The sequence below is a fragment of the Streptomyces rimosus genome (genome assembly GCF_008704655.1).
Lineage (GTDB): Bacteria > Actinomycetota > Actinomycetes > Streptomycetales > Streptomycetaceae > Streptomyces > Streptomyces rimosus.
In genome coordinates this window covers 7322501-7335153 of record NZ_CP023688.1, presented here as the reverse complement: position 1 = coordinate 7335153, position 12653 = coordinate 7322501, and the positions used below count along the sequence as shown (strand labels likewise).

Genomic DNA, 12653 nt, shown 5'->3' with positions numbered 1-12653 from the left:
CCGAGTCACGGTTCCGGGAGGTTCCTCCGCATGACCACGACCGCCGCACCCGCCACCACCCCGTTCCGCTTCTTCGACGTGCACGTCGTGCGCACCCGCCGGCTCGGGCCCTCCATGGTCCGGATCACCTTCGGCGGCGAACGGCTCGGCGAACTGGCCTCCGGCGGCCGCGACCAGCGGTTCAAACTGTTCCTCCCGCAGGCCCACCAGTCCGAGCCGGTCTTCGCCGACCAGGGCGAGAACTGGTACCCGGCCTGGCGCGCCCAGGACCCCGCCGAGCGGCCCCTGATGCGCTCGTACACGATCCGCGAGCAGCGCCACGAACCGGCCGAGGTCGACGTGGACTTCGCGCTGCACGGCGCGGACGCCCCGGGCGGCGCGGCCGGCGGCCCGGCCTCCCGCTGGGCGGCGGCGGCCGTACCGGGTGACCGCGTCTCGATCCTCGGCCCGGCCGTCGAGGACAACGGCGGTGTCGACTTCCGCCCGCCGCCCGGCACCGACTGGATCCTGCTGACCGGCGACGAGACGGCGCTGCCCGCGGTGGCCGGTATCCTGGCCTGGCTCTCCCCCGGCACCCAGGCCAAGGTCTTCCTGTCCGTCGCCCACGCGGCCGACCGCCAGGACCTGCCCACCTTCGCGGACGCCGACATCACCTGGCTCGTCGCCGACGAGCGTCCGGCGGACGGCACGGACGCCCTCCTCGAAGCGGTGCGCGCCGCCGAGCTGCCCGAGGGCACGCCGTACGCCTGGATCGCGGGCGAGGCGGGCAATGTGAAGCTGCTGCGCCGGCACCTCGTGCGGGAGCGCGCCTTCGACCGCCGGGCCGTGAAGTTCACCGGCTACTGGCGGCGCGGCGCCAGCGAGGAGGACCTGCTCGCGGAGTACGTCGCGGGCACGGCGGCCGCCACCGACGAGGACTGAACCGGTCCGGGCCACGACCAGGCCCGGCCTCCATACCGTGCGCGTACGACGGTCCGTACCGCACCACAGGGAGGGGCCCCGCTCACCCAACGAGCGGGGCCCCTCCCGTCTTTACGCGTCAGCCGTGCCGCGCGCGCTTCACAGCCCGAGCCGCGCCAGCGCCTTGCCCGCGTCCGCGCCACAGCTGCCGTCGCCCGCCGACGTCCAGGCCGCGCCGCACAGCGCCCGCAGACCGTCCAGCGCAGCGCCCTCGCCGTCCAGCGCCAGTACGTCGTCGCGTACGGACGCCGTCCAGCCGCCGCACCGGAAACCGCTGTCCGCATCCCCGGAAACCTCCGGCTGCGGGCCGAGCACGCCGCGCAGATCCGCGTCCACGTACGTCGGGCGGTGCTGCGGCGGCGCGGCCAGCAGCTCGGCGGCGGTGGTCACGCCGGTCAGCACCAGCAGCGAGTCCACGCCGCCGTTGTAGGCGCCCTCGATATCCGTATCGAGCCGGTCGCCCACCACCAGCGGCCGCTTCGCGCCGGTACGCAGCACCGTCTCCCGGTGCATCGGCGTCTCCGGCTTGCCCGCCACCTGGGGCCTGCCGCCACCGGTGGCGGTCCGTACGACCTCCACCAGCGCCCCGTTGCCCGGCGCGATCCCGCGCTCCTTGGGGATGGTCAGGTCGGTGTTGGAGGCGAACCAGGGCACGCCGCGCTGTACGGCGTAGGCGGCCTCCGCCAGCCGCTCCCAGTTCAGCTTCGGGTCGAAGCCCTGCACCACCGCCGCCGGGCCGTCGTCCGCTGACTCCACCGGCACCAGGCCGCGCTCGCGCAGCGCCACCCGCAGCCCCTCGCCGCCGATCGCCAGCACCCGCGCGCCCTCGGGCACCTGCCCGGCGATCAGCCGGGCGACCGCCTGCGCCGAGGTGATCACATCCGTCGGCGCGGTCGGCAGCCCGAACCCGGTGAGCTGGTCGGCGACCGCGTCCGGCGTCCGGGACGCGTTGTTGGTCACATACGCCAGATGCATCCCGGCGTCGCGGGCCGTGCCGAGCGACGCCACGGCGTGCTCGATCGCCGAGCCGCCGGCGTACACGACTCCGTCCAGGTCCAGCAGCGCCGTGTCGTACGCCTCGCGCAGTGCCCGCTCGCACTGGCCGGGCCGCTCGCGCAGCACCCGCTCGCTCATGCCGTTTCGCTCCCTATTCACACAGGTACAGAAGTGGGTAACAGCGGTACGCGAAGCGGAACCCCACATACCGATATATCCAGCAGGACAAGGGTTTCCCCCCGATCATCCCGCACTCGGAAAGGCGGCATAGCATTCCCCAATGACCACCGACGGCCTTCGCCTCCACCCCTTCCGCGGACTGCGCTACGCCACGGACCGCGTCAGCAGCCTCACGGCCGTCACCTCGCCGCCGTACGACGTCGTCGTACGGCCGGACGGCGTGCGCCACCTGGAAACCGCCGACCCCTACAACATCGTGCGGCTCATCCTCCCGCAGGCACCCGACCCCGCCACCCGGCACCTCCAGGCCGCCGAGACACTGCGCCGCTGGCGCGCGCAGGGCGTCCTGGCCACGGACGACCGGCCCGCGCTCTACGTATACGAGCAGAGCAAGGGCGGCCTCCTCCAGCGCGGCCTGATCGGCGCCCTCGAACTGGACGGGCCGGTCCTGCCGCACGAGGACGTGATCCCCGAGGTCGTCGAGGACCGTGCCGCCCTGATGCGCGAGGCCGCCGCCAACTTCGAGCCGCTGCTGCTCTCCTACGTCGGCCAGGGCACCGGCAACGGCGCCACCGGCGTCATCGAACGTACCGTCCTGACCACCCCGCTGCTCGCCACCACCACCGAGGACGGCTTCTCCCACCGGCTGTGGGCGGTGACCGACCCCGGCGAGCTGGCCACCGTCAACGGGGACCTGGCCCTGCGGCACGCCCTGATCGCCGACGGGCACCACCGCTGGGCCACCTACCAGCGGCTGCGCCAGGAGCACCCCGGCAACGGCGCGGCCAGTCCCTGGGCGAGCGGCCTGGTGCTGCTCGTGGACTCCGCCCGCCACCCGCTCCAGGTCCGGGCCATCCACCGCGTCCTGCCGCACCTGCCGCTGGACGTCGCGCTGGCCGGGCTGGGCGGCGCGTTCCGCGCCCGGCCGGTGGACGGCCCGCTCGATGCGGCGCTGGCGGAACTGGAGGAGACGCCCGGCAGCGCTTTCCTGCTGGCCTCGGGCCCGGAGCGGTTCTGTCTGCTGGACCGGCCCGATCCGGACCTGCTCGACCGTACGATCCGCCGCGACCGCCCCGAGGCGTGGCGCGAGCTGGACGCCACCGTGCTGCACTCGGTCCTGCTGGACGAGGTGTGGCGGGTGCGCGACCACCCGTCCGAGATCAGCTATCTGCACCGTGCCGGGGACGCCGTCGAGCAGGCGGCGAAGCACGGCGGTACGGCCGTCCTGCTGCGCCCGGTCCTGGAGCAAACGGTGCGTCAACTCGCGCTCAAGGGCGTGACGATGCCGCGCAAGTCGACGTCGTTCGGTCCCAAGCCGGCCACCGGCCTGGTGCTGCGCGTCCTGGACGAAGAAGCCTGATTCACGGCCGTACGGCCCCTGATGCCCCGATGACGGCCCGGCGCGCGTGTCCCGCGCCGGCGTCTCGGCACCCCTTTCCCTGGCGCCACACAAGTTAGGTTAGGCTTACCTCACATCACGTAAGCGGATGGAGCCGTTCCCCCTGTGCCGACGGGTCTCCTGCCCAGGCGCGGGCGTTCCATGCGCATCCCCCCACGTGAGCTAGTCCGCATCAGGGAGGACACGTTCATGAGCCCCCTCGCGCGCTCCGCCGAGGACCCGTCACCCGCCGCAGGTACCGGGACGCCGGACAGCCGGTCCCAGCTGTTCAACAACAGCACCGCCGAGCGCTACCGCCGCTCCGTCGCCGACGGCGTCGACCGCATAGCCGACAAAATATCCCGTACCGAACGCCCCTTCACCGGCGTCACGGTCGACGGCCTGACCCCCACCGTGGCCGGGATCGACCTCGAACAGCCACTGCACGACCCCGCCGCCGCACTGGACGAACTCGAAGAGGTCTACCTCCGCGACGCCGTCTACTTCCACCACCCGCGCTACCTCGCGCACCTCAACTGCCCGGTCGTCATCCCCGCCCTGGTCGGCGAGGCGGTGCTCTCCGCGGTCAACTCCTCGCTGGACACCTGGGACCAGAGCGCCGGCGCCACCCTCATCGAGCGCCGCCTGATCGACTGGACCGCCCGCCGCATCGGCCTCGGCGAGCGCGCCGACGGCATCTTCACCAGCGGCGGTACGCAGTCCAACCTCCAGGCCATGCTGCTGGCCCGCGACGAGGCGTGCCGCACGGCCCTCGCCCGCGAGAACGATCCGGACACCGACCCGCAAGGCGCCACAACTCCGGTACGCCGTACCGACATCCTGCCCCGCCTGCGCATCCTCGCCTCCCAGGTCGGCCACTTCAGCATCGAGAAGGCGGCCACCCTGCTCGGCCTCGGCGCGGAAGCCGTGATCGCGGTGCCCTGCGGCCCGGACAAGCGGATGCGGGCCGACGCGCTCGCCGACGAGCTGGCGCGCTGCGCGGCCGAGGGCCTGATCCCGATGGCGGTCGTCGCCACCGCGGGCACCACCGACTTCGGCAGCATCGACCCGCTGCCCGAGATCGCCGACCTGTGCACGCAGTACGGGACCTGGCTGCACGTGGACGCCGCGTACGGCTGCGGCCTGCTGGTCTCCCGCCGCCGCGCCCTCCTGGACGGCATCGAGCGCGCCGACTCGGTGACGGTCGACTACCACAAGTCCTTCTTCCAGCCGGTCAGCTCCAGCGCCGTGCTCGTCCGCGACCACGCCACCCTGCGGCACGTCACGTACCACGCGGACTACCTCAACCCGGCGCGGATGGCCGAGCGGCGCATCCCCAACCAGGTCGACAAATCGATCCAGACCACCCGGCGTTTCGACGCGCTCAAACTGTGGCTGACGCTGCGCACCATGGGTGCCGACGGCATCGGCGAGCTCTTCGACGAGGTCATCGACCGCGCCGCCGACGCCTGGAAGCTCCTCGACGACGACCCGCGCTTCGAGGTCGTGGTCGAGCCGCAGCTGAGCACCCTGGTCTTCCGCTACCTGCCGTACCCCGACGACCGGGACCCGGTGCTGAGCGACGAGGTCAACCTGCACGCCAGGGAAGCGCTGTTCGCCTCCGGCGACGCCATCGTCGCGGGCACCGTCGTGGACGGCCGCCACTACCTGAAGTTCACCCTGCTCAACCCCGAGACCACGCTGGCCGACATCGCCACGGTCCTCGACCTGATCGCCGAGCACGCCGGCAGCTACCTCGCCGAGCGCCCCGTACCGGCCCTCAGCGCCGCGAGCTGACCGTCCCGCCGACCGGCCCCGCGGCCCCGTCCCCGACGGGCCGACGGCCCCGCGGCCGACCGACACCCCGCAAACGGAGACCCCACGTGTCCGCCCCTCTCGATTTCCTCGCCATCGGCCTCGGGCCCTTCAACCTCGGCCTCGCCTGTCTGACCGAGCCCATCGACGAGCTCGACGGCCTGTTCCTGGACAACAAACCGTCCTTCGACTGGCACCCCGGCATGATGCTGGAGACCAGCACCCTCCAGGTGCCGTTCATGGCCGACCTGGTCACCCTCGCCGACCCGACCTCGCCGTTCTCGTTCCTGAACTACCTGAAGGAATCGGGCCGGATGTACTCCTTCTACATCCGCGAGAGCTTCTATCCGCTGCGCGCCGAGTACAACGACTACTGCCGCTGGGCCGCCGCCAAGCTGGACACCGTACGCTTCGGCCACCAGGTCACCACCGTCGAGTACGACGAGTCCGAGCAGGTCTACGTCGTGCACGCCGACCACCTGCCCAGCGGGGAGAAGAAGACCTACCGCGCCCGCAAACTCGTCCTCGGCACCGGCACCCCGCCGCACATCCCGGAGTCCTGCCAGGGCCTGGGCGGCGACTTCCTGCACAACGCCGACTACCTGGACAACAAGGCCGCCCTCCAGGCCAAGGACTCCATCACCATCGTCGGCAGCGGCCAGAGCGCCGCGGAGATCTACCACGACCTCCTCCAGGACATCGACAGCCACGGCTACCACCTGACCTGGGCCACCCGCTCCCCGCGGTTCTTCCCCCTCGAATACACCAAGCTCACGCTGGAGATGACCTCTCCGGAATACGTGGACTACTTCCACTCGCTGCCCGCGGCCACCCGCGACCGGCTCAACGCCTCGCACAAGAACCTCTACAAGGGCATCGACTCCGAGCTGATCAACGAGATCTTCGACCTGCTCTACCAGAAGAACCTGCACGGCCCCTGCCCCACCCGGCTGCTGACCAACACCGCGCTCGACGGCGCCGGTTACGACGCGGCCTCCGGCACGTACACCCTCCGGCTGCGCCAGGAGGAGCAGGGCCAGGACTTCACCCTCGCCACCCAGGGCCTGGTGCTGGCCACCGGATACCGCTACGCCACACCGGAGTTCCTCGCGCCGCTGACGGACCGCATCGCCTGGGACGACGCCGGCCGCTACGCGGTGAACCGCAACTACAGCATCGACACCGCGGGCCGCGACATCTTCGTGCAGAACGCCGAACTGCACACCCACGGCTTCGTCACCCCGGACCTGGGCATGGCCGCGTACCGCAACTCCTGCATCATCCGCGAGCTGCTCGGCCGCGAGTACTACCCGGTCGAGAAGTCCATCGCCTTCCAGGAGTTCGCCGCCCCGGCCGGACCGCACCACCCCGTGGAGGTCTCCCCCGTATGACCGCGCCCGTCTTCACCCGCACTCACGCCTCGCTCGGCGAGTTCGCGCTGCGCCCGGTCGACCCGGCCGGCGACGCGGAACTGCTGCACGGCTGGGTCACCCACCCCAAAGCCGTCTACTGGATGATGCAGGACGCGGACCTCGCGGCCGTGGAGAAGGAGTTCGCGCGCATCGACGCCGACCCGTACCACGACGCCTTCCTCGGCCTGCACAACGGCGTCCCGGCGTTCCTCATGGAGCGCTATGACCCGGCGCACCGCGAGGTGACCGAGGTCCACGAGGCCGCGCCCGGCGACGTCGGCATGCACTTCCTGACCGCGCCGACCGACACCCCGGTGCACGGCTTCACCCTCGCCGTGATCACCACCGTCATGGACATGCTGTTCGCCGAGCCCGGCAACCAGCGCGTCGTCGTCGAACCCGCCGTCCAGAACACCGCGGTGCACGCCCTCAACAAGGCCGTCGGCTTCGAGATCGTCCGCACCGTCACGCTGCCCAAGGGCGAGGCGTACCTGAGCACCTGCACCCGCGGCCAGTTCCTGGCCGCCCGAGGAGAAAACCCATGTTGAACCCCACCGCGGACCCCTCCGGCACCGCGGCGTGCGACGCCGTCCGCCACCTCACCCCCGAACTGTGGGCGCGCGCCAACCGCCTCCTCGTCCGCAAGGCCCTCGCCGAATTCGCGCACGAGCGCCTGCTGACGCCGCAGCGGCTGCCCGAGGACGGCCACTACGTCGTACGCAGCGACGACGACCGCGTGGAGTACCGCTTCACCGCCCGCCGGCTGAGCCTGGACCACTGGCACATCGACGCCGACGCCATCACCCGCCGCCGCGACGGCGCCGATGTCCCCCTGGACGCGCTGGACTTCTTCCTCGAACTGCGCCGCACGCTCGCCCTCGGCGACGACATCCTCCCGGTGTATCTGGAGGAGATCAGCTCCACCCTCTCCGGTACGGCGTACAAGCTGGCCGCCGGGCCCGCGTCCGCCGCCGAGCTGGCGAAGGCCGACTTCCAGACGATCGAGACGGGGATGTCCGAGGGCCACCCCTGCTTCGTCGCCAACAACGGCCGCCTCGGCTTCGGCGTGCACGAATACCACTCCTACGCGCCCGAGGCCGCGAACCCCGTCCAGCTGATCTGGCTGGCCGCGCGCCGCGACCGCGCCACGTTCACCGCGGGCGAGGGCCTGGACTACGACGGGTTGATCAAGGAGGAGCTGGGCGGTCCGACCCTGGACCGGTTCGCCGCGACCCTGCGCGACCTCGGCCTGGACCTGGCCGACTACCGCCTGATCCCCGTCCACCCGTGGCAGTGGTGGAACAAGCTCTCCGTCACCTTCGCCGCCGAGGTCGCCCAGCAGCACCTGGTCTGCCTGGGCCCCGGTGACGACGCCTACCTGGCGCAGCAGTCCATCCGTACCTTCTTCAACACCAGCGACCCGGCCAAGCACTACGTCAAGACCGCGCTGTCGGTCCTCAACATGGGCTTCATGCGCGGCCTGTCCGCCGCGTACATGGAAGCCACCCCCGCCATCAACGACTGGCTGGCGGACCTGATCGAGCGCGACGAGACCTTCCGCGCCGCCCGCTTCTCGATCATCCGCGAGCGCGCCGCCATCGGCTACCACCACCGCCAGTACGAGGCCGCCACCGCCAAGGGCTCCCCGTACCTGAAGATGCTCGCCGCCCTGTGGCGCGAGAGCCCGGTGCCCACCCTCGAACCGGGCCAGCGGGTCGCCACCATGGCCTCCCTGCTGCACACCGACCCCGAGGGCGGTTCACTGGCCGCGGCCCTCATCGAGGAGTCCGGCCTGGAGCCGGCGGACTGGCTGCGCCGCTACGTGGACGCCTACCTCACGCCCGTCCTGCACGCGTTCTACGCCTACGACCTGGTCTTCATGCCGCACGGCGAGAACGTCATCCTCGTCATCGAGGACGGCACCGTACAGCGCGCGATCTTCAAGGACATCGCCGAGGAGATCGCGGTGATGGACCCGGACGCGGTGCTGCCGCCGGCCGTCGAGCGCATCCGCGCCGACGTCCCCGAGGACAAGAAGCTCCTCTCCCTCTTCACGGACGTCTTCGACTGCTTCTTCCGCTTCCTGAGCGGCATCCTCGTCACGAACGACGTGCTGGACGAGGACACCTTCTGGCGTACGGTCGCCGACTGCGTGACCGCCTACCAGGAGGCCAACCCGCAGCTCGCGGAGAAGTTCCGGCAGTACGACATGTTCGCCGACGAGTTCGCCCTCTCCTGCCTGAACCGCCTCCAGCTGCGGAACAACAAGGAGATGGTGGACCTCCAGGACCCGGCGGGCGCCCTCCAGCTGATCGGCACGCTGGAGAACCCGATCGCCCGGTTCGCGCCGGGCAGGAAGGCGTGACCTGCGCCCCTGCATGACGCAGGCCGTGTACGACTGAAGGGCGGGACCCCGGTGGGGTCCCGCCCTTCAGTCATGTGGCGTCAGCCGGGCTGTGGCGTCAGCTCTGCTCGGGACGGCTGTCGCGCGGGGTGTCCTCGCGCGGCGCGTCGTCGGAGGGAGCGGCGTCCGTCGCGGCCGGGGCCTCGGTCACGGCCTCGTCCTTGCGCTCGTCCGCGTCCTTGCGCTCGTCCTCGTCCTTGCGCTCGTCCGCGTCCGTGTCCTCGTCCTCGTCCGCGTCTTCCAGGACGTCCGTGAACTCCACGCCGTCCAGCTCCGCGAGCCGGTCCGAGGCGTTCGTGGTGCCGCCCTGGTCGGCCTCCAGCGCCTTGGCGAACCACTCGCGCGCCTCGTCCTCGCGGCCGACCTGCAGCAGCGCGTCGGCGTACGCGTAGCGCAGCCGGGCGGTCCACGGCTGTACGGAGTTCGACGCCAGCTCGGGGCTCTGCAGCGTCACGACGGCCGCGTCGCTCTGGCCCATGTCCTGGCGGGCACCGGCCGCGACCAGCCGCATTTCGACCTGGCCCGCACGGTCCAGCTTCTGCACCTCGGGCTCACCGGCCATCGCCAGCGCCTTCTCGGGCCGGCCGAGGCCGCGCTCGCAGTCGGCCATCACGGGCCACAGCTCCACACTGCCGGTCATCCGCCGCGCCGCCCGGAACTCGGCCAGCGCCTCGCCGTACTTCGCGACGGCGTACGCGGCGAAGCCGGCCGCCTCACGCACGGAGGGGACACGCGACGCCAGCCGCAGCGCCACCCGGGAGTAGCCGTACGCCTGCTCCGGGTCCTCGTCGAGCAGCCTGGCCACCATGACCAGGTTCCGGGCAACATCGTCGGCGAGCGTCTTCGGCAGGCTCAGCAGCTCCTGCCGTACGTCCTTGTCGACCTCCTCGCCGGTGACGTCCTCCGGGATCGGCAGCCGCTTGATCGGCTCGCGGTCACGCCGGTCGTCACGGCGGTCGTCCCGACGGTCGTCGCGGTAGCCGCCGCGGTCGTCACGGCCGCGGCCGGCGCCGTACGGGCGGCGGGCGCCGCGGTCGTCTCGACGGTCGTCGCGGCGGGGGCCGCGGTCGTCGCGACGGAAGCCACCGCGGTCACCGCCGCGGTCACCGTCTCGGCGGTCATCACGCCGGAAGCCACCGCGGTCGTCGTCGCGACGGGGGCCGCGGTCGTCCCGGCGGAAGCCACCGCGGTCGCCCTCGCGGCGGGGAGCGCGGTCGTCGCGGGGGAAGCCGCCGCGGTCGTCGTCGCGGCGCGGACCGCGCGGGCGGTCGTCGCGGCGGTCGTCGCGGCGGAAACCGCCACGGTCATCTCGGCGGTCGTCACGGCGCGGTGCGCGGTCGTCACGGCGGAAAGAGCCGCCACGGTCGTCGTCCCTACGGAAGCCACCGCGGTCACCGTCACGGCGGTCATCGCGCCGGAAGCCGCCGCGGTCGTCATCGCGACGGTCGTCACGGCGGGGGGCGCGGTCGTCGCGGCGGAAGCCGCCGCGGTCGTCCCGGCGGTCGTCACGGCGCGGGCCACGGTCGTCATCGCGACGGAAGCTGCCGCGGTCGTCGTCGCGGCGCGGACCACGCGGGCGGTCGTCACGCCGGTCGTCGCGGCGCGGGCCACGGTCGTCGTCACGGCGGAAGCCGCCGCGATCGTCACGGCGGTCGTCGCGCCGGAAGCCGCCACGGTCGTCATCGCGGCGCGGGCCGCGGGGGGCACGGTCGTCGCGGGAGAAACCGGGACGGTCGTCACGGCGGAAGCCACCGCGGTCGCCCTCGCGGCGCGGAGCGCGGTCGTCGCGCGGGAAGCCGCCGCGGTCGTCGTCGCGGCGCGGACCGCGCGGGCGGTCGTCACGCCTGTCGTCGCGGCGGAAACCGCCACGGTCGTCACGGCGGTCGTCACGGCGCGGGCCGCGATCATCGTCACGGCGGAAACCGCCACGGTCATCTCGGCGGTCGTCACGGCGCGGGCCGCGATCGTCGTCACGGCGGAAACCGCCACGGTCATCGCGGCGGTCGTCACGGCGCCCGCCGCCGAAGCCACCACCGAAGGATCGGCCGCCACGGTCGTCCCGGCGCGGGCCGCGGTCGTCACGCCGGAAGCCGCCACGGTCACCGCCGTCGCGCCGCTGAGGCCGGCGCTCCGAACGATCGTCGGAAGAGTTGGGGGACATCGACGTGACTCCTGTCTTCGGTACTGCAAACATTCTCGCGCACCGACCACTTCGGCGCGCTTCGGCCAAACAAAAAAGGACCCTCGGTCCCAGCGTGAACGCTGGGACCGAGGGTCCTCCAAAGATTGTTCGGCGGCGTCCTACTCTCCCACAGGGTCCCCCCTGCAGTACCATCGGCGCGGAAAGGCTTAGCTTCCGGGTTCGGAATGTAACCGGGCGTTTCCCTAACGCTATGACCACCGAAACCCTATCGGGTTCTAGCGAACAAGCACACTTTTCAATTGAATAAATCAATCAGTGGAACTTGGTTCACCGACGCTGCGACTGTTCGCAACCCGGGAACCACACAGTGGACGCGAGCAACTGAGGACAAGCCCTCGGCCTATTAGTACCAGTCAACTCCACACCTTACGGTGCTTCCATATCTGGCCTATCAACCCAGTCGTCTACTGGGAGCCTTACCCCATCAAGTGGGAGGGAGCCCTCATCTCGAAGCAGGCTTCCCGCTTAGATGCTTTCAGCGGTTATCCTTTCCGAACGTAGCCAACCAGCCATGCCCTTGGCAGAACAACTGGCACACCAGAGGTTCGTCCGTCCCGGTCCTCTCGTACTAGGGACAGCCCTTCTCAAGACTCCTACGCGCACAGCGGATAGGGACCGAACTGTCTCACGACGTTCTAAACCCAGCTCGCGTACCGCTTTAATGGGCGAACAGCCCAACCCTTGGGACCGACTCCAGCCCCAGGATGCGACGAGCCGACATCGAGGTGCCAAACCATCCCGTCGATATGGACTCTTGGGGAAGATCAGCCTGTTATCCCCGGGGTACCTTTTATCCGTTGAGCGACGGCGCTTCCACAAGCCACCGCCGGATCACTAGTCCCTACTTTCGTACCTGCTCGACCCGTCAGTCTCACAGTCAAGCTCCCTTGTGCACTTACACTCAACACCTGATTGCCAACCAGGCTGAGGGAACCTTTGGGCGCCTCCGTTACCCTTTAGGAGGCAACCGCCCCAGTTAAACTACCCACCAGACACTGTCCCTGATCCGGATCACGGACCCAGGTTAGACATCCAGCACGACCAGAGTGGTATTTCAACAACGACTCCACCATGACTGGCGTCACGGCTTCACAGTCTCCCACCTATCCTACACAAGCCGAACCAAACACCAATATCAAGCTATAGTAAAGGTCCCGGGGTCTTTCCGTCCTGCTGCGCGAAACGAGCATCTTTACTCGTAGTGCAATTTCACCGGGCCTATGGTTGAGACAGTCGAGAAGTCGTTACGCCATTCGTGCAGGTCGGAACTTACCCGACAAGGAATTTCGCTACCTTAGGATGGTT

General features: G+C 70.5%; 9 protein-coding genes and 2 rRNA genes (1 of these 11 cut by a window edge). 6 read left to right on the top strand and 5 right to left on the bottom strand.

The genetic code is table 11. The annotated features are described in order from the left end of the window. The first annotated feature begins 30 nt into the window (after positions 1-30). Positions 31-921, top strand: coding sequence for a siderophore-interacting protein (locus tag CP984_RS32020; protein WP_003984797.1), 891 nt, complete (start codon positions 31-33; stop codon positions 919-921). A gap of 138 nt (positions 922-1059) precedes the next feature. Here CP984_RS32020 and CP984_RS32015 read toward each other — a convergent pair whose 3' ends face one another. Further along, positions 1060-2094 (bottom strand): HAD-IIA family hydrolase, encoded by a 1035-nt coding sequence (locus tag CP984_RS32015; RefSeq protein WP_003984798.1) that lies wholly within the window; start codon positions 2092-2094, stop codon positions 1060-1062. Positions 2095-2236: 142 nt separating this feature from the next. On the opposite strand from CP984_RS32015, the gene CP984_RS32010 reads away from it, so the two are divergent. From CP984_RS32010 to CP984_RS31990, 5 genes are all read left to right on the top strand, one after another. Then, positions 2237-3496 carry a DUF1015 family protein gene (locus CP984_RS32010; RefSeq protein WP_003984799.1) on the top strand — a complete coding sequence of 420 codons (1260 nt, stop codon included), beginning with the start codon at positions 2237-2239 and terminating at the stop codon, positions 3494-3496. 228 nt (positions 3497-3724) lie between these two features. Beyond that, positions 3725-5311: a pyridoxal phosphate-dependent decarboxylase family protein gene (locus tag CP984_RS32005; protein ID WP_003984800.1), complete on the top strand. Its 1587-nt coding sequence runs from the start codon at positions 3725-3727 to the stop codon at positions 5309-5311. Positions 5312-5397: 86 nt separating this feature from the next. Continuing rightward, complete coding sequence (locus CP984_RS32000; RefSeq protein WP_003984801.1) at positions 5398-6720, top strand: lysine N(6)-hydroxylase/L-ornithine N(5)-oxygenase family protein; 1323 nt, start codon at positions 5398-5400, stop codon at positions 6718-6720. Beyond that, complete coding sequence (locus tag CP984_RS31995; protein WP_003984802.1) at positions 6717-7289, top strand: GNAT family N-acetyltransferase; 573 nt, start codon at positions 6717-6719, stop codon at positions 7287-7289. Before CP984_RS32000 ends, CP984_RS31995 begins: the two co-directional genes overlap by 4 nt. Then, positions 7283-9106: an IucA/IucC family protein gene (locus tag CP984_RS31990; RefSeq protein WP_003984803.1), complete on the top strand. Its 1824-nt coding sequence runs from the start codon at positions 7283-7285 to the stop codon at positions 9104-9106. Before CP984_RS31995 ends, CP984_RS31990 begins: the two co-directional genes overlap by 7 nt. A 97-nt stretch (positions 9107-9203) precedes the next feature. Here the strand turns inward: CP984_RS31990 and CP984_RS41600 are convergent, their stop codons facing one another. The 4 genes from CP984_RS41600 to CP984_RS31975 all read right to left on the bottom strand — a co-directional run. Continuing rightward, on the bottom strand, positions 9204-10070 hold the full coding sequence (locus CP984_RS41600) for a tetratricopeptide repeat protein (RefSeq protein WP_078605302.1): 867 nt from the start codon (positions 10068-10070) through the stop codon (positions 9204-9206). After that, positions 9998-11227: a hypothetical protein gene (locus CP984_RS41595; RefSeq protein WP_191094852.1), complete on the bottom strand. Its 1230-nt coding sequence runs from the start codon at positions 11225-11227 to the stop codon at positions 9998-10000. The genes CP984_RS41600 and CP984_RS41595 overlap by 73 nt, the downstream gene beginning before the upstream one ends. Before the next feature lie 206 nt (positions 11228-11433). Next, positions 11434-11550: ribosomal RNA gene (rrf, locus tag CP984_RS31980) — 5S ribosomal RNA — on the bottom strand. Positions 11551-11671: 121 nt separating this feature from the next. Further along, positions 11672-12653, bottom strand: a 23S ribosomal RNA gene (locus CP984_RS31975) (it continues 2142 nt past the right edge of the window).

Coding starts and splice junctions, on each gene's coding strand:
- CP984_RS31990 (WP_003984803.1), top strand. CDS start 7,283: ATGTTGAACCCCACCGCGGACCCCTCCGGCACCGCGGCGTGCGACGCC.
- CP984_RS32015 (WP_003984798.1), bottom strand. CDS start 2,094: ATGAGCGAGCGGGTGCTGCGCGAGCGGCCCGGCCAGTGCGAGCGGGCA.
- CP984_RS32010 (WP_003984799.1), top strand. CDS start 2,237: ATGACCACCGACGGCCTTCGCCTCCACCCCTTCCGCGGACTGCGCTAC.
- CP984_RS32020 (WP_003984797.1), top strand. CDS start 31: ATGACCACGACCGCCGCACCCGCCACCACCCCGTTCCGCTTCTTCGAC.
- CP984_RS32005 (WP_003984800.1), top strand. CDS start 3,725: ATGAGCCCCCTCGCGCGCTCCGCCGAGGACCCGTCACCCGCCGCAGGT.
- CP984_RS31995 (WP_003984802.1), top strand. CDS start 6,717: ATGACCGCGCCCGTCTTCACCCGCACTCACGCCTCGCTCGGCGAGTTC.